Below are 24719 nucleotides of genomic sequence, written 5' to 3'. Positions count from 1 at the left end.
TGGTAGACGGTTGGGCGGCGGGACGCGGTGCCACGGGCAGTGGCGCGTCCCGCGCCACGTATTTCAAGGAGGCATCGGTGGCGGGCGAGTCCCCCGACAGGTCAGAGCAGCGAAAGTCATCGGGGGAGACCACCAGGGGCGAACGTGACCCGCGGCTCACCGACCGGCGTGAAGCGGAGGGAGCACCGAAGTCCGCTGCGGAGCGCGAAAGCGCGGCGCGTGCGGCCTCTCGGGCGACACCGGGGGGCGTAGACCGCTCCGAGGAGCCTGACGGCGCCTCCAAGGCCGCCTCGGGGCCGCTGGGGCGCACGGGTGGGTCAGATGGTCGGTCCCGCGCCACCGGCGCGGAGAACGGCGCTTCAAGCGCTTCTACGCGCACCGGTGCTGCGCCGGGTGCGCGGCCGGAAGCGGAACTGGGCTCGGGCTCGGCGTCGCGGGCGGTGTCGGCCACGGACGAAACGGGCCAGGCCGAGGGAGCGGCGGAGGGCGGCCCCGCTCGGAACGGTTCGGGGCGCGGTTCCGCACGCAACGGCTCGACGCCGGACAACGGCTCTGATGCCGGTGCCGGTGCCGGTGCCCATGCCGAGGGCCAGGACCGGGCAACGGCCGTCTTCCGTACGGGGGCACTGCCCACACGGCACGGGACCGGCCCGGCCGAGACCGAAGCGGACCAGACTGACGCCGACACCGAAGCCGACACCGAAGCCGACCAGCCCGACGCCGACGCCGACGCCGAAGCGGACCAGCCCGACACCCACGCCGACACCGGCAGTGCCGCTGCGGGTTCAGGTGCGGAAGCCTCAGCGGAGACAGCCGCAGACACGTATACGGCCGGGTCGGATACGGCCGCTGCTGCTCCCCGGGCGTCGGCCGGTTCTGCCACCGGCTCGACGCCGTCTTCGCCTTCCATGCAAGATTCCGTTTCTGGTTCCGACCCTGCTTCCGCAGCGGGCTCCGATGCCCGTGCCGATGCTGGTTCCGGGGCTGTCTCGAAGGTCGGCGGCGGACAGGTCACACCGGGCGGCGATGCCCGGTTGCGGGCTGCGGTCGCCGCATGGGTGGCCAAGGCCGGTACGGATGAGGCGGATGACGAGACGGGCGAAGGCTCGGCCAACGGGGCCCAAGAGGGTGCCCGAGATGACCGTACGAGCGCGAGGAACGACGCCGCCGTGAGCACCACCGCTGATACCGCCGATACCGACTCCGCAACAGGTTCCGGTTCTCGTTCCACATCTGGTTCCGGTCCTGATTCCGGTTCCGGTTCCGGTGCCGGTTCCACTGTTACGGGGGCGGCCTCAGCCGATTCCGTAACCGATGACTCCACCAAAGACTTTCCCGATGACTCTGCTGCTGGCCCCTTCGACGCGGTGGCGGGCAAGCCGTCCGATCGGGCGACGGCCGTGTTCGGCGCGGTGCGTGGTGCTGCCGCTGGGAACCGGGCGGCTCAGCGTGGTGACGCCGACGATCGCGCCGACGCCAAGCGCGGCGAGGCCGACAGCGACCGGGGCGGTGACCGCGGCGGCGAGCGCGCTTTCGGCAGTGGCGGCGACGCCCAGCCGGTGGACAGCCCGACGTCGGTATTCGGCACCGTCCGCCCGAAGGACCGAAACGGTGCGGGCGCAAAGGGCGACACCGACGCCTCCGCGAGCGGACCCACCACGAAGGACGCCGATAAGGGCGTAGGCAAGGACACCGCCAGGGGCGCCGAAAAAGACACCAACATCGACACTGGCACCAGCACCGACACCAGCGCTGGCACCGGCACAGACATCAGCACCGGGACCGGCACAGACACCGGCGCGAGTGCCAGGCCCGTCGATCGGCCAACGGCGGTCTTCAAGGCGCTGCGGCCATCGGATGCGCCTCGTGCGCCCGGTGCCGCCGCGGCCGGCGCGGGTACCACCGCAGGCCAGCGCCCCGACAACGGTCAGGGCGCAGGCGCGGACCGACGCAGGGGCGCTGGCCAGGGAGCCGGGGCGAGTGCGGGTGACGCGGGCCAGTCCGCGCCGAGCGTCGAGCGGACCAGTCAGTTCGTACCGCTCAAGTCCGCCGATGAGCGGCCCGCCAAGCCGGCAGCGGCGGCTAGCGGCAAGGGCGCGGCCGGTACGGCGGCGGGCACGCAGCCCGGCACGAGGCGACAGCCGGGAGGCAAGCCACAGCCCGGCGAACAGGCCGGGGCCGGGGCGGGCGTGGTGCCCGGTACGGAGAGCACCAAGCAGCAACCGACGTTGCCGACACCGGGCGCCGGGTTCCCCACCCCGAAGACCGGCGCGGCGCCCGGCGGCGCGGGCGCGGCGGCGGCTGGTACCGCGGCTGGTACCGCGGGGACTGGCACCGCGGCTGGTGCCGCGGGTACTGGTACCGGCGCATCGGCGGCGCCGCTCGATCTGCTGGCGCAGCTCACGAACACCCCACCGCCGCCGAAGACGCTGACCCGCACCGTCGTGCGCCGGGTGAAGATCTGGACGCCGTTGGTGTTGGTGTTGGCCATCCTGTTTGGCATCGCGCAGTCGGTGCGGCCGCTGCCGGCGCCCGAGCTGAACCTCACGGCCAACGAAACCTTCTCCTTCGACGGTGCTAAGCCGTCGATGCCGTGGCCCGGGTCCGGGCAGGCGGTCGTGGAGGTCGAGGGGCTCGGCAGCCTCGGCGCGTACGGGGAGCAAAAGCCCGCGCCGATCGCGAGCGTGGCGAAGGTGATGACCGCGTACGTGATCATGCGCGACCACCCGATGAAGGCGGGCGCCGATGGTCCCAAGATCACCATTGATGCCAAGGCCGCAGCGGATGCGGGCAAGGCCGCGGACGGTGAGTCCGTGGTCAAGGTCGATGAGGGCGCGAAGATCACCCAGCGCGAGGCGATCGAGGGCATCATGATCGCTTCCGCGAACAACGTCGCGCGGTTGCTCGCTCGCTGGGATTCCGGGTCGGAGGCGGAGTTCGTCAAGAAGATGAACGAGGCCGCCAAGAGCCTGGGAATGAAGAACACCACCTACACCGACCCCAGCGGCCTCAACGCCACCACCGTCAGTACCGCGGCCGACCAGGTGAAGCTGGCCAAGAAGGCGATGGACGACCCGACTTTCCGGGAGGTCGTCAAGATGCCGAAGTACAACGACAGCAGGGGCGACGAGCACGGCAACTGGAACCGGCTCGTGCCGTTCAACGGCGTGGTGGGCATCAAGACCGGCACCACCACCAAAGCGGGTGGCAACCTGGTCTTCGCCGCCGAGAAGAAGATCGGCGGCACCAAGCAACTGATCATCGGCGCGGTGCTCTCGCAGCCCCCCGCCAAGCGGGACAACTCGATCCTGACCGGAGTCCTGGACGCCAGTAAGAAGCTGATCTTGGAGGCGCAGGACACGTTGCAGGACCGCAAGGTCGTGAAGAAGGGCGATGTGGTCGGCGAGGTGGACGACGGCCTGGGTGGAAAGACGCAGGTCATCGCCGTCAAGGACGTGACGGCCGTGGGCTGGTCCGGTCTGACGGTGAACCTTGAGCTCACGGACGGCGGCGAGAGCCTGCCGCACGAGGCGAAGGCGGGCACCGTGGTCGGCACCCTCACCGTGGGGCATGGCCCCGGCCAGGTGAAGGTTCCGGTGGCGCTGAAGGACGCCCTGTCCGAGCCGTCCTTCGGCGCGAAACTGATCCGCATCACCTGATCCCCACGGCTGGCTCCTACGGATCTGCGATCGGCTGATCCCTACGGATGTGCCAGGGTCTGATCCCTACGGAACTACCGAGCCTGCCCCCGGCGTCCCTACGCCGGGGGCACGCTTATGCCTGTGCGCTGGTGCGCCGGGCGGTTGTCGGCGGCCCACGCCAGGCGTTCGGCGGCCTGGGTCAGGTGCACGGGGTAGACCACCGCGACGAGCGGTGACCTTGGGCACAGAGGATCGGTGAAGGGTTGGCGAATGTCGAGGTCAGGCGCTCTCTGCGGCCTTGGCGTGACGCCTGCGCGTGCTAGCGTCGCGAAGGCCGATCGGCCGCTATCGCAGTCATCCCGTGGCGCGACCGACGCGAGTCAACCGGGTGGCAGACAGACCCGGAGAGCGTTGAAGATGGGGAAGACCCTCGGGGAAGACGGGAAGAGCCGTAGTGACCACCGTTGATCCAGCGCGGGCCGAGCAGGGCGACGCGAACGCCACCGGACCGATACGGGTACCCGCGCAGCGGCGGTCAGGGGAGGGCGAAGGCGGCTCACCTGACACCCAGGAGCGGCCAGGCATGCTTCGCCGAATCGCCCGCGCACTGTGGCACCCGATTCCGGCTGCGCTGATCTTTGCCGGTCTGCTGCACCTCGTGTGGGTGCTGGTGGTCGCCAACAGCGGCGGCGACATGGCCGCGCAGGACGCCTGGGCGGAGTTCGCGCTCCAGCACCCAGGTTCGGCGTACAACCTCGCCTGGTACGGGGGCATGCACCCCGTCTCGTACAGCGTGATCTCGCCCTATTTGATGGCGGTGCTCGGCGTCCGCACCACGATGGTGATAGCGGGCACGCTGTCCGCCGGACTCGTGGCGCTGCTGCTGGTGCGTAGCCGTGTCGTACGACGTCCGCTGTGGCCCGCGCTGTACGCGGCGTTCGGGTTGGTCTGCAACGCCATCTCGGGGCGGGTGACCTTCGGGCTCGGCACGATGTTCGGGCTCGCCGCGCTTGCCGTCATCTTCGCGTGGCCCACGAGGTGGCGCTCCACGCGAGCGCTGCACCGGACGCTGCGGTGGCTGCTTGCGGCCCTGTTCGCGGCCTTGTCCACCATGGCCAGCCCGGTGGCCGGGCTCTTTGTTGGCATCGTGGCAGCGGCGCTGTGGCTGACGAAGCGGCGCTGGGCCGCCTACGCGCTCGGTGTCACGCCCACGATCGTGGTGGGGCTTTCGTCGTGGTTGTTCCCGTTCTCCGGTGAGCAGCCCATGGGCCTGTGGTCGGCCATACTGCCGTTCCTGTGCGGCGTGGGTGCGTTGGTCTTTTCGCCGCCAGGCTGGCGCACGGTGCGCTTCGTCGGCGGTCTGTACGCGTTCGGCGTGCTGCTTGCCTGGCTGGTCCCGTCCCAGATCGGCAGCAACATCACCCGCCTGGGCATGCTCTTCGGCGGCGTGGTGCTGCTCGCCGCGCTGCCCGAGTTCCGCCGGCCCAGCCGTGCGGAACTGCTGCGCAGCGGGCGTAAGTGGGTAGCGCTGGTCACCGCGATCGTGGCGGTCACGGTGTGGCAGGGCTTCAAGTCGGCGGACGACATCATCAACACCACCCCGTCCGCCGCGTGGGCTCGGGAGCTTGCCCCGCTGCTCGACCAGTTCGAGAAGGTGGACGCCAAGAAGGGCCGGGTCGAGGTCGTGCCGGCCAAGAGCCACCGCGAGTCGTCCGCCCTGCTGCGGTACGTCAACCTCGCCCGCGGCTGGAACCGACAGGCCGACCTGGAGCGCAACCCCCTCTTCTACGACGACTCCCTCACCCCGCACAGCTACCACTCCTGGCTGAAGCGCTGGGCGGTGCACTACGTCGTGCTGCCAGCGGGCAAGGTGGACAACGCCGGCGAGAAGGAAGCGGAGCTGATCACCGAGGGGTTGCCGTATCTGCGGGAGCTGTGGTCGAACGGAAGCTGGAAGCTGTACGCGGTCAACAACCCGACGCCCGTCGCCGAGCCGCCCGCGAAGCTGGAGAGCGCGGAGCCCGACAAGCTCACCATCAACGTGAAGAAGGCGGGCCCGGTCCTCATCCGCGTCCCGTACTCGCCGTGGCTTGGCCTCGTGGACCGTAAGGGTAAGAGCATCAAGCCGCCGAAGTCCGACATCGATGGTGGCGTTCCGGTCAACCTCAACGGCTGTTTGACCAAGCGGGTCGTGGAGGCGAAGGACGGGCAGCCGGAGGACGAGTGGACGGTGCTGCACGCACCGTATGCGGGCACCTACCACATCGCGGCGCCGTACCAGTTGCCGCGCGGGACGCCGTGTCCCGACGAGATGCAGGAGTAGCGGAGCGGGTAGCCGGGCCTGCTGCCCGCCCGCGAAGCTGGGCGGGCCCGCCATTGAGGTGTGGCCCTTGTTGCCCGCCGGCAGCTGGTGAGGGGCGTCCTGCGTCCTTGGGGAGTTTGGCGAGCGCTGCCCGCCGGCCGGCCAGCCAAGCCGCCTGCCGGTCATCCGTTGGTGATGCGCTGGTGATGTGCCGGTGGTCAGTTGCCGGCGGCGTTGGCGGTGAGCAGGCGAAGCAGGTGTATGGCCGTGGCGCGCTGCTCGGGGGTCAGGCCCATGGTCTCGCCGATGGCCGAGGGGATGGCGCGAGCCTTCTCCCGGAGGTCCGTACCGGCCTGGGTGAGGCTTACCGCGACGGAGCGTTCGTCGTCGGCGCGCCGTTCGCGGCGGATCAGGCCGCTGGCCTCCAGCCGCTTGAGCAGCGGAGACAGGGTGCTGGATTCCAGGTGGAGCGCGGCGCCGAGGTCCCGGACGGGGACCTGGTCCCGCTCCCACAGCACGAGCATGACCAGGTACTGCGGGTAAGTCAGCCCCAGTTCGTCCAGCAAGGGCCGGTAGCCAGCGGTGACGGACCGCGACGCGGCGTACAGGGCGAAGCACAGTTGATCCTCAAGCAGGAGCGAGCCGCGTGTCGTGGCCTGGTCCATGGCATGGGTCCTTACGTCGGCTGATCGGCTCGGCTGACTCCATTCTACCGTTCCAAACGCCCACGATCATGTCGCGTCCGATTAAGTTGTGCACGACTTAATCGGGGTGTACCTTTCTGGTTGTGCCCACCGGATGGCCTGCACATCACCCCGCCGACAACGCCCCGCCGACAACGCCCCGCCGACAAAGCCCTGCCGGCACGCCCTGTGAGGAGCCCCCCATGTCCAAGACCACCACTGAGCCGGTCCTTGAGCCCGCCGCCGCGGCGTTCGCCGAGGCCACCGCCAACCCGCCGTACCTGTTCGACCTGGACCCGGCCGAGGGCCGCAAGGCCGTCAACGAGGTGCAGTCCGGCGAGATCCACAAGCCGGAGATCGCCGAGGAGTGGGTGACCGTGCCGGGCGGACCGACCGGTTCGGTCCGGGCCCGCATCGTCCGACCGGCGGACGCCGACGGCCAGTTGCCGGTGATCATCTATCTGCACGGCGCCGGCTGGGTGTTCGGCAACGCCCACACCCACGACCGGCTGGTGCGCGAACTGGCAGTCGGCGCCCGGGCCGCCGTCGTCTTCCCCGAGTACGACCTCTCGCCCGAGGCCCGTTACCCGGTCGCCATCGAGCAGAACTACGCCGTCGCCCGCTGGGTCGTCACCGATGGCATCGCCAAGGGCCTGGACGCCACTCGTATCGCCGTAGCCGGCGACTCGGTCGGCGGCAACATGACGGCCGCGCTGACCCTGATGGCCAAGGAGCGAGGCGACGTGCCCCTCGTGCAGCAGGTGCTCTTCTACCCGGTCACCGACGCGAGCTTCGACACCGCGTCCTACCACCAGTTCGCGAAGGGCTACTTCCTGCGCCGCGACGGCATGCAGTGGTTCTGGGACCAGTACGCCACCGACGAGAACCAGCGCGCCGAGATCACCGCCTCACCGCTACGCGCCACGGTCGAGCAGCTCACGGGGCTGCCGCCGGCGCTGGTCATCACCGCCGAGGCCGACGTCCTGCGCGACGAGGGCGAGGCGTACGCCAACAAGCTGCGCCGGGCCGGCGTCCCGGTCACCGCGGTGCGCTACCAGGGCGTCATCCACGACTTCGTCATGCTCAACGCCCTGCGGGAAACCCACGCCGCCGAAGCCGCCATCAACCAAGCCATCGCCACCCTGCGCACCGCCCTGGGCACGACTTCCCACGCGGCCACCGGCACGGCCATCGACACGGCCACCGGCGCTGCGTAAGGCACTCAAAGGCACCCAAAGCCGCCCAACTGCGTTCTCGGGTAGTACAGTTGCCGGCCCGGTGGGCCGCACCTGCGCACAGCGCACATCCCCTGTCCGGACCGCCGCCCATCCGCGAGACATGGCGGCCCATCCGCCGCCCTCGTCATCCCACCTCCACCGGGCCTGCGGCCAGCGCGATCGGCCCGTCATCTGGTGGCCGAAATCCCGTAGGGCGGACGTTGCCCGATCGCCGGACAGCCGGCCACCGCTGGCTCCGCTTCGCACCTAAGCTAGACAGCACATACCGCCTTACCGCCAACAACCGGGAGCACCCGCATGGCAACAACGCGCACCGCCACCACTCACTGGGCAGGCAACCTGCTGGAGGGCAAGGGCACCGTGGCCCTGGACTCCTCCAAGCTCGGTACGTACGACGTGAGCTGGCCGGCCCGTTCCGAGACGCCGGGTGGCAAGACCAGCCCGGAGGAACTGATCGCGGCGGCGCACTCCTCCTGCTACTCGATGGCCTTCTCGCACGGCCTCGCGGGCAAGGGCTTCACCGTCGAATCGGTGGACACCCAGGCCGATGTCACCTTCCAGCCCGGTGAGGGCATCACGGGCATCGTGCTGACCGTCAAGGCCCGCGTCCCCGGCCTGTCCGAGGACGACTTCCAGGCAGCGGCGCAGGACGCCAAGGCCAACTGCCCGGTCAGCCAGGCCCTCGCGGGCGTCAAGAACATCACGCTCCAGGCCGAGCTGCTGTCCTGACCGACCCGACGTGACCCGACACGCGGGGCCGGACGCCGCCGTCCGCGGGCCTAACAGCCGCACGGCGCGCCCGGCCCTGCGGCGTACCGGCTCTGCTGGAGTGCCGGGTTCGACGCCCGCGTCGGGCTCGCCCTACGGACGCCGTACGCCCGTACGCCGTCCGTTAGGTAGGCGCCCTCTAGGCGTCTTCTAGGCGCCCTCGTCCCAGTACGGCGGCTCCGGCTCCGGCTCCTCGTCGGACCAGTCGTACCCGGAGTCGGCCGCCGCGGCCCGGGGCCTGGAATCGCTGGCTCCGGCGCCGGCGGGCGCGGCGATCGAGCTGCCGACTGGCGCCGCGGCCGGCCGCACCCCGGATCGGGGCCCAGCCACAACCGGGGCCGCTGCCTCATCCGCAGCCGGGGCCGCCGCCCCACCCGCAGCCGGTGTGGACCCGGCGGTCAAGACCCCCTCGTCCCGCAGCTCGGCCAGCACCTCGAGGATGGGCTGCCCGTACTTGGCCAGCTTGTTCTCACCGACGCCGTTCACCGTGCCCAGCTCGTCGAGCGTCGTGGGGGCACCCATGACGATCTCGCGCAGCGTCGCGTCGTGGAAGATGACGTACGCCGGTACGCCCTGCTCCTTCGCGGTCGCCGCACGCCAGCCGCGTAGCCGCTCGAAGACCGGTACGGCCGTCTCCGGAAGATCGACGACCGCGGCCCGCCGCGAACCACCGCTGCCGCCGCCCCTGGCATCGGCCTTGGCGGCACGCTTGGCCGGTTCCGGGTCGCGCCGCAGCGGCACCTTGCGGCGACCGCTGAGCACATCGCCGCTGGTGTCGGTGAGGACCAGCGTCCCGTACTCACCTTCCACGGTGAGCAACCGCTGGGCCAACAACTGCCGTGCCACGCCCCGCCATTCGGCATCGGACAACTCCGCGCCGATGCCGAAAACGGACAGCGTGTCGTGGTCGTGCTGAATCACCTTGGCGCTCTTCTTGCCGAGCAGGATGTCCACGATCTGCCCGACGCCGAACTTCTGCCGCCGCTCGCGGTGCAGCCGTACCACCGTGGACAGCATCTTCTGCGCGGCGACCGTGCCGTCCCAGGAGGCCGGCGGTGTCAGGCAGGTGTCGCAGTTGCCGCACGGGGTGGATTCCTCGCCGAAGTACGCGAGCAGCCGCTCCCGGCGGCACTCGACCGTTTCGCACAGTGCGAGCATCGCGTCCAGATGGCTGCCGAGGCGACGCCGGTGCGCGTCGTCGCCTTCGGAGCCCTCGATCATCTTCCGTTGCTGGACGACGTCCTGGTACCCGTACGCGAGCCACGCGGTGGACGGCAGCCCGTCCCGCCCTGCGCGGCCGGTCTCCTGGTAGTAGCCCTCGACGGACTTGGGCAGGTCGAGATGGGCGACGAACCGTACGTCCGGCTTGTCGATGCCCATCCCGAAGGCGATGGTGGCGACCATGACCACGCCGTCGTCACGTAGAAAGCGGGACTGGTTGGCGGCGCGTACTCGCGAGTCGAGTCCGGCGTGGTACGGCAGCGCGTCGATGCCGCTGCGCACCAAGAAGTCGGCGGTCTTTTCGACCGAGCCACGAGAGAGGCAGTAGACGATGCCCGCATCGCCGGGGTGCTCGGCCCGCAACAGCGTGAGGAGCTGCTTCTTCGGCTCGTTCTTCGGGGCGATGCGGTATTGGATGTTCGGCCGGTCGAAGCTCGCGACGAAGTGCCGGGCGTCCTTGAGGTTGAGCCGTACCGCGATCTCGTCGTGGGTGGCCTCGGTGGCGGTCGCGGTGAGCGCGATGCGCGGCACGGTGGGCCATCGCTCGTGCAGCGTGGACAGGGTCAGATAGTCGGGGCGAAAGTCGTGGCCCCACTGCGCGACACAGTGCGCCTCATCGATGGCGAACAGCGAGATCGTGCCACGGTCGAGCAACCGCAGCGCGGATTCCGTACGCAGCCGCTCCGGCGCCAGATAGAGCAGATCAAGCTCCCCGGCGAGGAAAGCCGCCTCGACTGCCTGCCGCTCCTCGAAATCCTGCGTGGAATTGAGAAAACCGGCCCGCACGCCGAGCGCCCGCAGCGCATCGACCTGGTCCTGCATGAGCGCGATCAACGGCGATACGACGATGCCGACGCCGTTTCGTACGAGGGCCGGAATCTGGTAGCAAAGCGACTTTCCGCCACCGGTCGGCATCAACACGAGCGCGTCGCCACCACTGACGACATGCTCGATGATCTCTTCCTGCGGGCCGCGGAAGGCGTCGTAACCGAAGACTCGCCGCAGCACGCGGACGGCCGGGGACGCCCCACCGCTCCCGTCGCGATCCGGGTGCCCGCCGTCGTGGTCCGCGGGCACGTCGTCGGCCTCGGAGGCCGCCATGGCATCGCCGAGGTCGTGATCGAGGGGAGGGGGAGTCATTCGGGCATTCTACGAGGATCGCAGCGGGTGCCACGGGCCGTTTCGCGCAAGGAGAGAAAGGACTCGTGGGACTCGCGGGGACCAGCACGGCCGGTCGGCAGTGACCAGCGGCCTACGCAGCCGGCCGGGCCCGGCCCAGAGCCGGCCGAAGGCAGGCAGGCCCGGCCTCCGACAGCGGACACCAGCCATCCATCCTCCCAGCAGCCAACCGGCCGGCCGCGCGCCTCCCAGCAGCCAACCGGCCGGCCGCGCGCCTCCCAGCAGGCCTACACCACGGCCCGCACCACGTGGGCCCCCACACCCTCGATCTGATCGGCCATGTCCTGCTCGTACCGATAGGCCAACTCGCTGTACAGCACATCATCGAGCGAAGAGAACCCGAACCCACGGAGCAAGTCGGCGAGTTCGCCGGGGGAGAAGAGGCTGCGGAAGGGCTCGCCGTACTTCGCCGCCCACTCCGCACGCTGCTCATGAGCGGCGCGGTGCTCGGGCGCGAGAGAGCTGGGCGGCTCGCCGTAGTCGAAGACGATCTCGGAGCCGGCGGGCAGGGACGCGACGAAGCCGAGCGTGCTGGATATGGCGTCGGGCGTCAGATACGGGATGACACCGAGGCATATGAAGAACCCCGGGCGCTCGGAGTCGAACCCCGCCGCCGTAAGCCCCTCGGCCAGACTGGACTGCTCGAAGTCCACGGGTGCGAAGGTCAGCGAGTCGGGCACCGCGATGCCGGCCTCCACAAGCCGCCGCTGCTTCCAGTCATGCGTGGCCGGGTAATCGACCTCAAACACCCGGACCCCAGCAGCGCCGTGCGGATTGCGGTACCCGAAGGTGTCGAGCCCAGCCCCCAGCACGACGACCTGCTGCACCTTCCGCTCGGCGACCGCGACGGCCGCCGCCTCCTCGGCGTACCGCGAGCGCGAGGCGACCGCGACTCGTACGGCCTCCCGCTCCGGCTCAAAGGCGATGGCGCACAGCGGATCATCGGCGTACGGCCCCAAGATCCGCAGCGCCAGCGGGTCAGCAAAGACCCGCCCGCCATCCAACTCCTGGTGCGCAGCCCGCAGCGCAGCAGCCGCTCGCGCAGTAAGGCTGGGCTGTCCAACCTGCATGAAAACCCTCCCGACGTTGTTCGCCGAGTTCTCCGACGAACCTTGATCCGGCGAACTCTCATCGTGGCAGCGGCCCACACCCGCCGTCCTGATCACATCAGGCCAGGTCGGGCTGCCAGGGGAAGGGGGCAGGGCGACACCGCCCCAAAGGAGCCCAACTGGCCCGGAAACGACGAAGCGTGATCGCGTGGCTCCGGGGGCTCCGAGGGCTCCGGGGGCCGCAGGACTACAGCGCTCCAGGGCCGCTGAGGCCCCAGCGCTCCGGGGCCCCAGCGCCCCGCGCCGCTCGGCGCCGTAGGCCCCCGCGGGGCAGGAGTGGCCGTCCGGGCCAGGGTGCCCGAACGCCCCAGACCGTGATCGGTCTGGGGCGTACACGCCGAGGCTTCGGCGGGGTCACTGTCTGCGCCACCCGCGGTGGGGGGCCGCTCAGCGCCGTGATCTTCTCGGCGGCGCCAGTCCCGGTGCGTCAGGGAAGCGGCGGCCTTTCCCGAAGCTCTCCCTGTGGTGTCCTTCCCGTGGTGCCCTTATGAGGGATTTTGAACAAAGAGGACAGACCAGGCGTATCCGCTCAAATTATCGTGTGGAACTCGCCGGACTTCCTTCACCTGGCAGCCGTCGTGGGCGTATTTGCTGGCGAACCGGTTGAGGCGCTGCTCCTCGGTGAGCTCGTCCATGGACAGCGGTGCTCCGATGACGAGGTCCTCATGGACGATGGTCTCGGGCGAGGCGTCGTCCGAGCAGGCCGAGCAGTGGTGCGTTTTAGGTAGGGCCATGGGTCCATTGTCCTCCTCGCCCGGCGGCCCCGACGCTCGCAGCGCACGCGGCGGCACCACGGCACGCCTCGCCAGGTGGCGCACCTTCGCCATGGGTCGCCGTCTTGTACGCAAAGACCTCCGCCGGCACGCCGTTCATGAAGACCGAACCGGCGGGCATGCTCACTGGGCGCTTTGGGGCGGTTCGCGGCTACCGGCTGGCTCCCTCCTGCCTTGGTCGAGCGGTGGCCGTGATCAGTGGTGTGGGTTGATATCACGGATGGCGCAGGAGTGGCCACAGAACGTTGATGCACCGCCGATCAAAGCGAAGAAGCTTTGGGTTTGTGTTTACCTTCGACGCGTTTACGGCCGGAAAAGGCGCGAGTCGCGCTGAATTAGACACCGGTCAACAGCGAAACGGAGAAGATCCAGGACGGCCCGCGCGGGCTAGTTTCGTTCCTTCTTGTCCACACTCTGACCTATTTCTCTCGGGCCTATCCCTTTTCCCTTCCCTTTGCTGCACACTAGTCGTCCCCCCAAAGGACATTAGGAATGAAACTTTCCGCATATTGTCGATGTGAGGACGCAATGACGGCACCGCTAGTAGATGTAGACGCCCTGGTAAAGAGTGACCAATCCCGGTTGATCCACCCGCACCTGGCCGGTGCTGACACTGAACGCATCGTCATGGTGGAAGGCTCTGGCTGTCAGTTACGCGACGCGCACGGCCGCGAGTACCTGGATGCCACCGGCGGGCTCATGCTCGGCCACGTGGGGCATGGGCGGCGCGAGTTGGTCGACGTCGCGGCCGGGCAGATGTCGAAACTGGAATACTTCAGCAGCTTCCACGAGTTCACCAACGAACCCTCGATCAAGCTGGCCAGCCGGCTCATCGACATCGCGCCTTCTCCGATGGAGCGGGTGTACTTCACGAGCGGCGGTGCCGAAGCGGTCGATGCCGCGCTGCGGATGGCCCGGCTCTACCACCATCGACGTGGCGAGCCGGAGCGGACCTGGGTCCTTGCCCGCAACTTCGGCTACCACGGGGTCACGTACGGTGGCGGCGCGGCGACCGGTATGCCCATGTTCCACAACGGCTTCGGGCCCATGCTGCCCCACGTCCGGCACCTGACGCCGCCGATGCCCTTCCATCCGGAGCTGTACGGCGGTGAGGACCCCACCGAGTTCTGCCTGCGCGAGCTGCGGCAGACGATCGAGGAAATCGGTGCGGACCAGATCGCGGTCATGATCGGCGAGCCGATCCTCGGCGCGGGCGGCGTGGTCATACCGCCGCACGACTACTGGCCGCGGGTGCGCGAACTACTGGCGGCCCATGGCATTCTCCTCATTCTTGACGAGGTCATCACCGGGCTCGGCCGGATCGGGCACTGGTTCGCCGCGGAGCCGATGGGCATCACGCCCGACTTCATCGTCACCGCCAAGGGCTTGACCTCGGGCTACTTCCCGATGGGCGCACTGCTGGTGGCCGGCCATGTGGCGGATGTCGTCACTCGTGACGAGGGGTTCATCGGGGGGTACACCTACAGCGGTCACGCGACCGGCTGTGCGGTGGCACTGGAAAACCTCGACATCATCGAGCGCGAGAACCTGCTCGCGGCAGCCGTCGAGATCGGCGACCACCTCGGCGACCAGCTACGCCGGTTGGAGGAGTTGCCCATCGTCGGCCAGGTACGCCAGATCGGCCTCATGATCGGCATCGAACTGGCCCAGGACCCGGCCACCGGAGAGCCGCTGTCGGCCGGTTGGGTCGCGCCACTGGTCAGGGAGCGCCACGGGATCATCATCCGTAACAACCCGAACACCATCTTGCTGAGCCCGCCGTTGGTGTTGAGCCGTAGTGAGGCGGACCAGGTGGCGGCGGCGGTGACCGACGTGCTCACCGAGTACGCCACTACGGCGAAGAGGCGGGTGTCGGCGCCGACACGGGACTTGTCGGTACTCGACACCGCATGGGAACAACCGCCCTCGATGCCGGACCTGCTCGCCGCCGCCATGGAATGGCACTTCCATCCCAAAACCGGTTCTCGATTCTGGCTTGAGCGGGCCAAAAGCCTGGACTTTGATCCGCGAAAGGATATCCGTACCGAGGCCGACCTGACGAAGTTCCCGAACATCGTCGATGAGTTGCGCGACGTCCGCGTAGAAGACCTCGTACCGCGGGGATATGAGGACGAACAGATTCCGTTGGACGTTTACGAGAGCGGCGGTACGACCGGTTCGCCAAAGCGCGTCGTCTGGCTTCCCGACCTCCACGAGAAACTGTGCACATGGCACTCCGGAGTTTTGGACGATCGTGGCGTTCCCCGCGGGGTGAACTGGCTGACGATCGGCCCGAGCGGGCCGCACATATTCGGTCCCATCAGCCGGACGCTGGCGCATCGTCGGGGCGGCGTTCCGTTCACCGTGGACCTCGATCCTCGGTGGGCCAAGAGGTGCGCTGCTGAGGGAAGATTCGAGGAAACGAAGAGGTACCTCGAACACATCCTTGACCAGGTCGAGTGGATTTTGCGCAGCCAGGACATCGGCGTCATCTTCACCACGCCCCCGTTGCTGGAGGCGCTGGCCGGTCACGAGGAGTTGGCCGAGCTCATCAATCGCAAGGTTCGTACCATCGTCTGGGGCGGTGCCTCGATGAACCTCGACACCCGCAGCCTCCTTCGCGACGAGGTGTTCCCCCAGAGGCAGCTGCTCGGCTTCTACGGCAGCACCATGGTCGGTGGTGGCATGTACGAGCGAGCGGGACTCGCCGCGGACGAGCCGTCCACCTTCGACCCGCCGCATCCGTTCATCAGCATGCGGGTCATCGCCCCGGACACCGGGCGGCTGGTGCCCTACGGCGAACGCGGTCAGGTGGTCATGAGTCACATCAGCCGCAGCATGTTGATCCCCAACAACCTCGAACGGGACACCGCGATCCGCGTTCCCCCCGCCAAGGGCTTCGGCGGTGACGCGGTCGCCGACATCAAGCCGGTCCCGACATTCGGCGGCACCACCATCGTCGAGGGGGTGTATTAACGGTGACCGACTCTTCCGCACTGGTCCACCTCGACGCCCTTGGCCCCAACGGGCCCTATCGGGCGCAGGCGAAGGAAGTCATCACCGACGTCACCGGTCGGCCAGTCGCCGAGCTGAGCATGGTGCCGCGGTTGTACGTGCGGCGCAGCCTGGCGGCGTTGCGGCGGGCGCAGACGCAACCGCTGGACGAACGGATACCGGCACTGGCCGAGGCGGGCCGGTTATTCGCCACCGCCACCCTCAACGGGTTGTCCGTCGAACAGTACGAGCACGCTGTTGCCCGGGTGAGCGGTCTGCCGATCTCCGTCGTGCGGGAGGTCACCAGCACCACCGCGACGGGCCTGGCCGGTGCGTACGGTTCGGCCGGCCAGGCCCGACCGCGTGGCAGCAGGGACGCGGCACACGGTGCCAGCGCCGCGCGGTGGATGCGGCGCGGCGATGTATTCGCCGTGCTCACCGCCGGCAACCACCCCGGGATACACGTGCAGTGGGCGGAGGCGCTCGCACTCGGCTACCGCGTCGCGGTACGGCCCTCGCGACGCGAACCACTGAGCGCACACCGGCTGGTCACCGCCCTGCATGAGGCTGGGTTCGGCACGGATCGCGTTATCCTGCTGCCCACCGACCACAGCGTCGCCGACGAACTGGTCGCCGGCGCCGACCTGGCCATGGTCTACGGCGGCGACGCCGTGCTGAACAAGTACCGGGCCAGCAACACCGTGTTGCCCCACGGCCCCGGTCGGGCCAAGATCCTGATCACCGCAGACACCGACTTCACGCGGCACCTCGACACGATCGTGGACTCGATCAGCCAGCAGGCCGGCGCCGGATGTGTGAACACCACAGCCGTCTTCGTCGAGGGGGACCCGGGGCCGGTGGCCGCGGCCGTCGCCGAACGGCTGGCCGGCCTGCCCTCACTGCCACCGCAAAGCAGCCGGGCCGTACTGCCGGTCTGGCAACTGGACGCCGCACGGAACCTGGAGAAGTTCGTGCACTCGCAGGCCGCTGGCGTCACGGCGTGGCTCGGCGGTGAAACCATCGTCGCCGAACTCGACGAACCCGACCGCGGAGCCGCGGTGCTGCGTCCGGCGGTATTCCAACTGGACCGCGCCGACGCCCCGCAGGCACGCCTGGAGCTGCCGTTCCCCTGTGTGTGGATCGCACCATGGAGTCGGACCGATGGCGTCGCCCCGCTGCGCAACACGATGGTGCTCACCGCTCTCACGTCCGATCACGACCTGGTTGGGCACCTACTCGACGAACCGACCATCCGCAACCTCCACGTCGGCGACCACCCGACCCATGTATTGGTACCCGGCCTGCCGCACGACGGCTACCTCGGCGAGTTCCTCATGCGGAGCAAGACGTTCACGAACGGGGCGTCAGCGACGCCGTAGCGAGGGCCGACGTCGTACGAGGGCATGACCGGGATGTTCGCGAAACGCCCGGGCCGCCGCCGCGAACACCGAGTCGAACTCCGTTCCCGGCGTCGGCGCCCTCGCACACGCCCGTTGTCGGTCAGTTCACGTCAGCCCGTCGTCCATAGCCGTAGCTTCTCAGGGTTCCGTACTCCCCAGATGTGGGTGATCCGGTCGTTGCTGACGCCGAACGACATCACCGCCACGGCGACATCGTCCATCTGAAGCACCAGGCCGGGCTGGCCGTTGACCGTACGCTCCAACATCGCCAGGTTGGGTACCTCGCCGGCGAGATCGACGAGGTAGCGCGCGACGTGCTCGCTGCCTTCGATCGGGCGGAGCGCGGCGCTGACGAGGCCACCTCCATCGCCGATCGCGGTGACGCCGGGGTCGAGAAGGCTGACGAGGGCGTCAATGTCTTTGGCGGCCCATGCCTGCTTGAACTCCCCGATGACACCGGCGTGTTGGGCGGTCGCGGTCGCAGTCGCAGTCGCCGTCGCAGGAGTGTGCGAGGCGCGGAGACGACGACGGGCCGAGGAGGCCAACTGGCGGCAGGCCGCCGGCGTACGGCCGACGATGTCGGCCACTTCGGCGAACGAGTAACGAAAAACGTCATGAAGGACAAATGCGACCCGTTCGGCCGGGGTCATCGATTCGAGCACGATGAGGAAGGCCATGGTGATCGACTCGTCGAGAGTGACGTGGTCGGCTGGGTCGCCCGTCCTGCCACCTGGCCGTCCGCCGGTCCAGTCCACGGAGTCGGGCAGCGGCTCCGGAATCCATTCGCCCACATAGCGCTCGCGCCGGGCCCGTGCTGAGCCGAGCTGATCGAGACAGATGCGGCTCGCGACCTTCGTCAGCCAGCCGCCCGGAGCCTCGATGGCCTTTTGCTGCTGCGGCGACATGGCGTACCAGCGGGTGTACGTCTCCTGTACGACGTCCTCGGCGTCAGCCAGGGAGCCGAGGAGCCGGTACGCGAGATTGATCAACTGACGCCGCTCGCTCATGATCGCGCTCAGGCTCGGATCGAGCGAGCCGTCTGCTGGTTCGAACTGGTTCTCCACGGTGTCGCCGCTCCCTTTGACTGCGTCTGCCGTCACCACTTCGACGGGGCAGCCCGCCGAAATGTGAGGTGGGCGCGTCGCCTCACATTCAGCGGGCCTGTCTCGTCGTACTGCTGGGACGACGAACACGGTCCCCGCTAACGGCCCAACAGGAGGACATCACTGTGGAAATCCGTCTCGACATCTTCGCCAACCCAGTGTCGGCCAAATCTCTCAAGCACATCGTCATGGCGGGCAAGGCGGTCGCGGACTCAACGCTGCCGCCCTCGACACGAGAACTGGTACTGCTGCGCGTCAGCCAAATCAATGGCTGCGGATTCTGCGTGGACATGCACACCAAGGAGGCCGTGCACGCGGGGGAGACCCCGCAGCGCGTCAACCTGGTCGCCGTCTGGCGGGAGGCGACGGTCTTCACCGACGCCGAGCGCGCAGCCCTGGAGCTGGCGGAGCAGGCCACCCGCATCGCCGACGCGGCCGGCGGCGTGCCCGACGAGGTCTGGGCGACCGCGGCCAAGCACTACGACGAGGACCAGCTCGCCGCCCTGTTGTCGCTCATCGCCATCATCAACGCCATCAACCGCCTAAACGTCGTCACCCAGCGGCCCGCGGGCGACTACCAGCCCGGCCAGTTCGGGTGACTAGCCGCCCTGTTCACCCCTGACGGCCCCCGTTGGAGACGGGCAGGGCACCGGACGGGACCAGGGCACACTGCCGGACCCACGGAAACCGCCGGTGGCCGGATATCCGATATCTGGTAACTGATATCCGATATCCGGCCACCGCGGCGCGAACACGTCGTCTCACCTACGCTGCGCACACCCCCAAGGAGTGACCACACATGCCGATCACCACCAGGCTCGGCGACCTGACCGGCAACTATGCCCTCGATACCGGGCACACCCGCATCGGCTTCGTCGCGCGGCACACCATGTCCACCAGGGTGCGCGGGCACTTCGGGGAGTTCGAGGGCGATGTGCACCTGAACGGCGACCACCCGACAACGTCCCGTGTACGCCTGGTGATCCAGGCGAAGAGCATCCACACCCACAACCGGCAGCGCGACGACCTGCTGCGCGGCAAGTTCCTGGACCTGGACAACCACCCAGCCATCACCTTCACCTCGGCCACGGTGGAGCAGGTAGACGAAACCCACTACAAGCTCACCGGCGACCTGACCGCCCGCGGCGTAGCCAAACCGGTCACCCTGGACGTCGAATTGACCGGCGGCGAAAACGACCCTCAGGGCAACCTCCGGGTCGGCTTCAGGGCCAGCACCACGATCAACCGCAACGACTGGGGCGTGAACTGGAACGCCGCAACCACTGTTTTCATCAGCCCGAAGGTCACGCTGGAGTTCGACGTCACCGCGATTCGACGGCAGTCCTGATCCTGATGGGGCGCGTCTACCCAACAGCCACGGGAACCGGTTGCCGAAACGGCGCCCCGACCCTGGCTGATCACCGCCGTTGATGCCAGAAGCAGCTGTCAAACGTCCCGGACCTTGACCGCCGGTTCGTGCATACAGGGGCCCGTAGGGCCGTCCGCAGGTCCCCAGGGAGACCTTGCGGATCTCGAAGTGCTGCTGGAAGTAGCGCCACTCCTGCTCGGTGGGCTCCCGGTATTCCGCGGCGGGGCGTTCGGCCCGGATCGTGGCCAGGATGCTGGCCATTCCCGGGTTGACGAGCGGCAGCCGTTCCTCGTCGCTGTCGGACGGCACGACCTACGACAGCGGGACGATCTCACCGGTGCCGGGGAGCTTGTAGTTCTCGCATGTTCACGGGGGTTCCCAGCCTCATGTGTGCTGAATGCGTTCTGTACGGATGCCTAGCTGGCAGGCTGCCAGCTGAAGCACAGCCTGCCGTGCCAGCAGCCGAGGCTACATGCAGCCTGCTGTGATCAATCGATCCAAGTCGTGGGCCGTGCGCGTGTGTTCCTAAGGCCAAGTTCCCCGCTCCCGCGCGGTGTATATGTAGCCGGAGACTTGTTGCGAGTGGGGGCGTGGTGATGGAGAACCCTGTAGGCATGGACTCGACAGTCAACTCTGTATCAGGCGGCCAGCAGAGCATCGTCGTACAGGCAGGGACCATAACCGGGCCCGTTCACCTGTCGCCCCCTGCCATGCCTCCGCGTTACGTGCAGCCTACGAGGATGCTGTTGCCTGATCCTTAACCGCCTCACGTGAGCGCGCGCAGCGCTGCAACTGCCGCGACCAGCCCTTCGCGCTCCAAGGACGTTATGACGTCTGCGACCACGGCATTGGGTGGGGTCCTCCAGCTGTCGGCGATTTGCTGAAGCGTGGCATATACGACCTGGGAGGACAGGTCGACCTGCGCCTCCAGAAACACGTCAGGATGTACCGCCTCTACATCCCACGGGGTGAGTCGGTCGGCCGGGAAGTCCTTCAGGTTGGATGTGACGATGACTTGGGCGCGGGCTTTGATGGCGGCCGCCAAGACGTGCCGGTCATCGGGGTCGGGCAACTCGAGCATGTCGATGAGCGGCTCGTACCCCTTGACCAGCACGTCGCGGATGGAACCCACCATCAGGCTGCGTGTCCTGTCCAGATGATCCGGATTGAGCTCTGGCCGGTTCGCTTTCAGATTCCGGAACGTCTCATCCAGGATCTGGTCCGTCCACTTCGCCTGCACCAGACCGGCCTGCGCGACGCGTATGAGTACGTCGCGGAGGGTGCTGGGGTATAGAACGTTGGCGTCGTAGACGGCGACGAAGGGCATGGCCTACATCAATCCCATCTCTTGTCCTAGCTGGGTCAGCTCGTCGGCCACTTGGCGGCGTCGATGGTCGTCTTGTCGCTTGTATTCCAGCAGGGACGAGGCTGTGATTCTGCGGTGCGTTCCGACGGTCCGGTAACCGATCTCCCCGGCGTCGAGGAGGCCGATCAAGAAGGGCCGGGAGACATTCAGCATGTCCGCGGCCTGCTGGGTGGTGAGTTCTGCGTCCGAGGGGACGATGGACACGGCGCGGCCGGCGCCGAGGTGGGCGAGCAGGGTGGCGAGCAGCTCCACAGCCTCCCTGGGGAGGGTGAGTGGCTCGCGGTCGGTTTCGTCCTGAACGGTGACGTGGATCTGTCCGAGGTCCTGATGCTCAGTCAGGTAGCTGCGGACGCGAGTGAGGGCCTGGTTGGCGGTTGCCTTCTTCTCGTCCGGCAGTTGAACCGGCCTGATGTCGGTCTTGGTCATGGTGCGCCCCTTGGTGGTCTGGCGGGTTGGGCGTCGCCTATGAGGTGTCGCTTGACGGTCGGTGTGGGGTGGCGGTGTGGGTGACGGTGGCGGCTTGGCCGTTGTCTGGCGGTGTCTATCGTTGTCCAGTATTCGCAATAAACGAAATAAACGCAACAGGTAAAACGCTGGGTGGTGCGCCGACGTCGGCGGAGGAGAGCATGACCAGTGTGAGCATTCGCGGCTCTGACCTGCTGGTTCCTGCTTGAGTAAGCGATTAGTGACCGATCTGTACCGCACCCCTTGTGCAGCATCAGCGCCGCCGCACCCAGGCACGCGCAAGGGCCCGCGACCAACCCGGTCGCGGGCCGAGCGAGGGTAGTGCGCCCCAGAGGGCCAGCGGTTCTTCGCCCCGGCGGTCACCAAGACGGGCCTCGGCCAGCTCAAGCTCACCCCGCACAAACTGCGCCACACGGCGGCCTCGCTCGCCATCGCCAGCGGCGCGGACGTCAACGTCGTCCAGACGATGCTTGGCCACAAGTCGGCGACGCTGACGCTGGACACGTAGGGCCATCTCTTCCCCGACCGTCTCGACGAGGTCTCGAAGAAGATGCACAAGCGTCGGGCGAAGCAACTGGCCAAGGCAAAGGCCAAGTTGGAGAAGGCTGAGAGGAAGGCCCGCAAGGGCGCCGAGGCGGTGGCGGACCTGGAGGACGCCGCAGCGTGATGTGTGCCTGATCCGTGCCGATGCCAGCTAGGTGCTGCCCGTCAGACAGGCAGGGGCGGCACCTGACGGCAGGGTGCCGCTCAGCTGTTCCGCGGGGCCCGGTTCAGGTACGGCCGCATGAAGGCGTCCATTGCCTCGGCGGCGTCGCGCATTGCGAGACGGCTGATCTCTTCGGGTACCTCACGGTCGTCGTAGACGAAGAGGCGTCCGTCCACGAGCTGGGTCTTCGGCTGCCAGCCAAGACGACGGCCCGCCTCGCGCGCGACACGTCGTGCGTCCTTGAGGCCGCCTATCTCTTCGAGATCGTCACTGCCCAGGGCCAGCTGTCCGTGGTAACCCTGGTAACCAGGCTTCAGTGAAGCCGTCATCAGAGTCTCCAGGCGGTCGACCAGGTTGTCGTAACGGCGCTTGGCCAGTTCGTCCTTAGCGGGCATCGCGGTACAGCTCCCCACCCTCGGCGCACATCTCGTGTGTGCTAAATCCGTGCCGGACGGCAGAGGCCCTGTCGCCCCAGCGGGCGACAGGGCCTTTGACCTGCTACTTAAGCGTGCCCCCGGCAGGATTCGAACCTGCGGCACCCGCTTTAGGAGAGCGGTGCTCTATCCCCTGAGCTACGGAGGCGGGCCGTGAGGGACCTCGGTCTCGGGTGAGATCGGTGGTGGTCTCCGCATGGTGGCCTGGGCCGTCGGTGAAGGCGGCCCAAGACAGGGTAGCGGATGGGGGGTGTTCGCGGGGTGGGGGGCGGGGGCAGGGGGCAGACCGAGGAGGCGGGCCGGGGGCGCGGGGCGCGTCCCGGGGGCTCGCTCGTTGGTTAGCCGCCGAACTGCCAGGTCACCGTGTCGTTTGCGGTGATGAGTGTGATCAGGACTATCAGGTCTGCCACGCCCAGGGTGAGGCCGAGCAGGGCGCGGCCCTTGCGTTCGGTGCCTCGGATGAGGGCGACGGTAGCCAGTGCGATCGCGCAGGGGCCGAGGACCAGGTTGAAGACCAGCAGGCCGACCAGGCCGAGGACGAACGAGGCCACTGCCATGCCGTTGGCGTCGCGCGGGCGGTCGATGCGCTTGCGCTGGCTCTTGGTCGCGCTTGCGCTGGTGGAGTTGGCCGTGGGCGCGGTGCCGTGGGCAGCGTCGGTAGCGGGTGCCTGCGTGGGCTGCTCGGCGTGGGGGCCGGTGGGCTGCTCGGTGCGCGCACCTGACGCGGTGTGTGGGTCGGCGTGGGGAGCGGTGTGTTGGTCGGCGTGCTGGCTGGTCGAAGCCTGGGGCGGCTGCGGGGAGGTGGTGGTGCGCTTTTGGTTTCGGGTGATGGTGCTCATGGTGTGCTCCTTTCGCTCCGGGGTGGCGGTCAGTGGAACCTGGTGCGCGCCCGGTGTTCGCGGATGGAGAAGATGAGCAGCCAGCCGCCGATGACGGCCGCCGCGACGAGGAAGACAGGCAGTGTGGTGTGGGCTGCCGCGCCGACCACGACGCTCATCAAGAGGAAGAGTGCGACGAGGACGAGCATGTCTTGGCCTTTCCAGCGGGTTGGTTGTCTGTGTCGGTTGTGAAGCGTGCGTACGGGGGTGAAACTGACGCAGCACGCGATGATTATTGAGTGAACAGTTGGCATGACGACTGTTCACTGACTTCAGTGTACGGTGGCCAAAGTGAGAGAACGGCTGTTTACTGAATGACATGAGTCACACGGTCGGGGTCAGGCAGGCCCAGAAGCAGAAGACCAGGCAAGCGCTCCTGGACGCGGGGCTGCGGCTGCTTGAGGAGCAGAGCCTGAGCAGCCTCGGTCTGCGTGAGGTGACCCGGCTGGTGGGCGTTGCCCCCGCCGCCTTCTATCGGCACTTTCGTGACATGGCCGATCTTGGTGTGGCTCTGGTGGAGGAGGCGCTTGGCAGTTTGCACGGCATGATCCGCGCGATACTCGCCGAGCAGGACGGCGACGAGGAGCGGATCGAGGGCACCGTCGATGCCGTGGCGCAGCATGTGCGCGCGTACCCGGCGCACGTCCGGTTCATCGCGCGCGAGCGACATGGCGGCGTACGCCCCGTTCGCGAGGCCATCGCCGCCGAGTTGGGCCGCTTCGTCGATGAGGTTGCGGCGGCGTTCGCCGTGCAGTTGGTGGCGGACGGGTGGAGCGCGGAGGACATCCGGATGCTCGCCGAACTGTATGTGGACCACATGGTGATGACCGCCGCCGCGTTCCTTGAGGCGGCCCCGGACCGTACGGCCGCTGCCGATACCGTGTCCACCGCGGAGGGTTCGGCCGCGGTGGACGCCGAGGCGGCCGATCGTGCCGCGGCCGAGGTGGAGGCCCGGATCGCCGCTACCGCGTGCAGCCAGCTGCGCATCATCAGCTTGGGGCGGCGGCACTGGCGGGACGCGTAACCTTCGCGTTCCCCGTTCCCTGTTCGCAGTTACCCTCTCTCCCTCTTTCCCCCCGTCCCGTTGCTG

19 protein-coding genes, 1 tRNA gene and 1 pseudogene are annotated in these 24719 nt (G+C 68.2%); 10 read left to right on the top strand and 11 right to left on the bottom strand.

What is annotated here, in order from left to right:
• The first annotated feature begins 77 nt into the window (after positions 1–77).
• Together FHS42_RS33180 and FHS42_RS33175 are read left to right on the top strand one after the other, a co-directional pair.
• A complete protein-coding gene (locus tag FHS42_RS33180; RefSeq protein ID WP_312867148.1) occupies positions 78–3659 on the top strand; it encodes a D-alanyl-D-alanine carboxypeptidase in 3582 nt (1193 codons plus the stop codon).
• Between the two features lie 436 nt (positions 3660–4095).
• Complete coding sequence (locus tag FHS42_RS33175) at positions 4096–5964, top strand: DUF8823 domain-containing protein (RefSeq protein ID WP_184579500.1); 1869 nt, start codon at positions 4096–4098, stop codon at positions 5962–5964.
• Positions 5965–6161: 197 nt separating this feature from the next.
• Here the strand turns inward: FHS42_RS33175 and FHS42_RS33170 are convergent, their stop codons facing one another.
• Positions 6162–6608 (bottom strand): MarR family winged helix-turn-helix transcriptional regulator, encoded by a 447-nt coding sequence (locus tag FHS42_RS33170; RefSeq protein ID WP_184579498.1) that lies wholly within the window; start codon positions 6606–6608, stop codon positions 6162–6164.
• A 221-nt stretch (positions 6609–6829) separates the two neighbouring features.
• On the opposite strand from FHS42_RS33170, the gene FHS42_RS33165 reads away from it, so the two are divergent.
• A complete protein-coding gene (locus FHS42_RS33165; RefSeq protein ID WP_184579496.1) occupies positions 6830–7843 on the top strand; it encodes an alpha/beta hydrolase in 1014 nt (337 codons plus the stop codon).
• A gap of 318 nt (positions 7844–8161) precedes the next feature.
• Positions 8162–8593, top strand: a complete 432-nt coding sequence (locus tag FHS42_RS33160) for an OsmC family protein (RefSeq protein ID WP_184579494.1) — start codon at positions 8162–8164, stop codon at positions 8591–8593.
• A gap of 189 nt (positions 8594–8782) precedes the next feature.
• On the opposite strand, the gene recQ is transcribed toward FHS42_RS33160, so the two are convergent.
• The 3 genes from recQ to FHS42_RS33145 all read right to left on the bottom strand — a co-directional run bounded on the left by recQ (position 8783) and on the right by FHS42_RS33145 (position 12875).
• Positions 8783–10954 (bottom strand): DNA helicase RecQ, encoded by a 2172-nt coding sequence (recQ, locus tag FHS42_RS33155; protein WP_184579541.1) that lies wholly within the window; start codon positions 10952–10954, stop codon positions 8783–8785.
• Positions 10955–11259: 305 nt separating this feature from the next.
• Positions 11260–12102: a class I SAM-dependent methyltransferase gene (locus FHS42_RS33150; RefSeq protein WP_184579492.1), complete on the bottom strand. Its 843-nt coding sequence runs from the start codon at positions 12100–12102 to the stop codon at positions 11260–11262.
• 524 nt (positions 12103–12626) lie between these two features.
• The gene (locus FHS42_RS33145; RefSeq protein WP_184579490.1) at positions 12627–12875 is read right to left on the bottom strand and encodes a hypothetical protein; all 249 of its coding nucleotides are present in this window, start codon (positions 12873–12875) and stop codon (positions 12627–12629) included.
• A 567-nt stretch (positions 12876–13442) separates the two neighbouring features.
• Between FHS42_RS33145 and FHS42_RS38855 the strand changes: the two genes are divergently transcribed.
• On the top strand, positions 13443–15890 hold the full coding sequence (locus FHS42_RS38855) for an aminotransferase class III-fold pyridoxal phosphate-dependent enzyme (RefSeq protein WP_312867147.1): 2448 nt from the start codon (positions 13443–13445) through the stop codon (positions 15888–15890).
• A 2-nt stretch (positions 15891–15892) separates the two neighbouring features.
• The gene (locus FHS42_RS33130; protein ID WP_184579488.1) at positions 15893–17287 is read left to right on the top strand and encodes an aldehyde dehydrogenase family protein; all 1395 of its coding nucleotides are present in this window, start codon (positions 15893–15895) and stop codon (positions 17285–17287) included.
• 131 nt (positions 17288–17418) lie between these two features.
• Here FHS42_RS33130 and sigJ read toward each other — a convergent pair whose 3' ends face one another.
• Positions 17419–18315 carry an RNA polymerase sigma factor SigJ gene (gene sigJ / locus FHS42_RS33125; protein ID WP_184579538.1) on the bottom strand — a complete coding sequence of 299 codons (897 nt, stop codon included), beginning with the start codon at positions 18313–18315 and terminating at the stop codon, positions 17419–17421.
• A gap of 221 nt (positions 18316–18536) precedes the next feature.
• Between sigJ and FHS42_RS33120 the strand changes: the two genes are divergently transcribed.
• Both FHS42_RS33120 and FHS42_RS33115 read left to right on the top strand, forming a co-directional pair.
• Complete coding sequence (locus FHS42_RS33120) at positions 18537–19010, top strand: carboxymuconolactone decarboxylase family protein (protein ID WP_184579486.1); 474 nt, start codon at positions 18537–18539, stop codon at positions 19008–19010.
• A gap of 200 nt (positions 19011–19210) precedes the next feature.
• Positions 19211–19759: a YceI family protein gene (locus FHS42_RS33115; RefSeq protein WP_184579484.1), complete on the top strand. Its 549-nt coding sequence runs from the start codon at positions 19211–19213 to the stop codon at positions 19757–19759.
• Positions 19760–20546: 787 nt separating this feature from the next.
• Here FHS42_RS33115 and FHS42_RS33110 read toward each other — a convergent pair.
• Together FHS42_RS33110 and FHS42_RS33105 are read right to left on the bottom strand one after the other, a co-directional pair.
• A complete protein-coding gene (locus tag FHS42_RS33110; RefSeq protein WP_184579482.1) occupies positions 20547–21107 on the bottom strand; it encodes a PIN domain-containing protein in 561 nt (186 codons plus the stop codon).
• A 3-nt stretch (positions 21108–21110) separates the two neighbouring features.
• Positions 21111–21572 (bottom strand): helix-turn-helix domain-containing protein, encoded by a 462-nt coding sequence (locus FHS42_RS33105; protein ID WP_184579480.1) that lies wholly within the window; start codon positions 21570–21572, stop codon positions 21111–21113.
• A gap of 391 nt (positions 21573–21963) precedes the next feature.
• Between FHS42_RS33105 and FHS42_RS37860 the strand changes: the two are divergent.
• Positions 21964–22119 (top strand): annotated as a pseudogene (locus FHS42_RS37860) (tyrosine-type recombinase/integrase); the annotation flags it as partial.
• Positions 22120–22358: 239 nt separating this feature from the next.
• On the opposite strand, the gene FHS42_RS33095 reads toward FHS42_RS37860, so the two are convergent.
• From FHS42_RS33095 to FHS42_RS33080, 4 genes are all read right to left on the bottom strand, one after another.
• Complete coding sequence (locus FHS42_RS33095) at positions 22359–22712, bottom strand: hypothetical protein (protein WP_184579478.1); 354 nt, start codon at positions 22710–22712, stop codon at positions 22359–22361.
• A 114-nt stretch (positions 22713–22826) separates the two neighbouring features.
• Positions 22827–22899, bottom strand: a tRNA-Arg gene (locus FHS42_RS33090).
• A 190-nt stretch (positions 22900–23089) separates the two neighbouring features.
• Positions 23090–23590 (bottom strand): DUF4190 domain-containing protein, encoded by a 501-nt coding sequence (locus tag FHS42_RS39290; RefSeq protein ID WP_246495770.1) that lies wholly within the window; start codon positions 23588–23590, stop codon positions 23090–23092.
• A gap of 29 nt (positions 23591–23619) precedes the next feature.
• Complete coding sequence (locus FHS42_RS33080; RefSeq protein ID WP_184579476.1) at positions 23620–23778, bottom strand: hypothetical protein; 159 nt, start codon at positions 23776–23778, stop codon at positions 23620–23622.
• Positions 23779–23948: 170 nt separating this feature from the next.
• Between FHS42_RS33080 and FHS42_RS33075 the strand changes: the two genes are divergently transcribed.
• A complete protein-coding gene (locus FHS42_RS33075; protein WP_184579474.1) occupies positions 23949–24653 on the top strand; it encodes a TetR family transcriptional regulator in 705 nt (234 codons plus the stop codon).
• Positions 24654–24719 lie beyond the last annotated feature (66 nt).

This window comes from Streptomyces zagrosensis, assembly GCF_014203645.1.
GTDB lineage: Bacteria > Actinomycetota > Actinomycetes > Streptomycetales > Streptomycetaceae > Streptomyces > Streptomyces zagrosensis.
The sequence above is the reverse complement of the archived record's forward strand: the minus strand, read 5'-3'. Positions and strand labels throughout refer to the sequence as shown.

Bases quoted from the DNA above. Each gene is read 5' to 3' on its own strand.
- FHS42_RS33170 (WP_184579498.1), bottom strand. From the start codon at position 6,608: ATGGACCAGGCCACGACACGCGGCTCGCTCCTGCTTGAGGATCAACTG.
- FHS42_RS33165 (WP_184579496.1), top strand. From the start codon at position 6,830: ATGTCCAAGACCACCACTGAGCCGGTCCTTGAGCCCGCCGCCGCGGCG.
- FHS42_RS33160 (WP_184579494.1), top strand. From the start codon at position 8,162: ATGGCAACAACGCGCACCGCCACCACTCACTGGGCAGGCAACCTGCTG.
- recQ (WP_184579541.1), bottom strand. From the start codon at position 10,954: ATGGCGGCCTCCGAGGCCGACGACGTGCCCGCGGACCACGACGGCGGG.
- FHS42_RS33150 (WP_184579492.1), bottom strand. From the start codon at position 12,102: ATGCAGGTTGGACAGCCCAGCCTTACTGCGCGAGCGGCTGCTGCGCTG.
- FHS42_RS33145 (WP_184579490.1), bottom strand. From the start codon at position 12,875: ATGGCCCTACCTAAAACGCACCACTGCTCGGCCTGCTCGGACGACGCC.
- FHS42_RS38855 (WP_312867147.1), top strand. From the start codon at position 13,443: ATGACGGCACCGCTAGTAGATGTAGACGCCCTGGTAAAGAGTGACCAA.
- sigJ (WP_184579538.1), bottom strand. From the start codon at position 18,315: ATGAGCGAGCGGCGTCAGTTGATCAATCTCGCGTACCGGCTCCTCGGC.
- FHS42_RS33115 (WP_184579484.1), top strand. From the start codon at position 19,211: ATGCCGATCACCACCAGGCTCGGCGACCTGACCGGCAACTATGCCCTC.
- FHS42_RS33110 (WP_184579482.1), bottom strand. From the start codon at position 21,107: ATGCCCTTCGTCGCCGTCTACGACGCCAACGTTCTATACCCCAGCACC.
- FHS42_RS33105 (WP_184579480.1), bottom strand. From the start codon at position 21,572: ATGACCAAGACCGACATCAGGCCGGTTCAACTGCCGGACGAGAAGAAG.
- FHS42_RS33095 (WP_184579478.1), bottom strand. From the start codon at position 22,712: ATGCCCGCTAAGGACGAACTGGCCAAGCGCCGTTACGACAACCTGGTC.
- FHS42_RS39290 (WP_246495770.1), bottom strand. From the start codon at position 23,590: ATGAGCACCATCACCCGAAACCAAAAGCGCACCACCACCTCCCCGCAG.
- FHS42_RS33080 (WP_184579476.1), bottom strand. From the start codon at position 23,778: ATGCTCGTCCTCGTCGCACTCTTCCTCTTGATGAGCGTCGTGGTCGGC.
- FHS42_RS33075 (WP_184579474.1), top strand. From the start codon at position 23,949: ATGAGTCACACGGTCGGGGTCAGGCAGGCCCAGAAGCAGAAGACCAGG.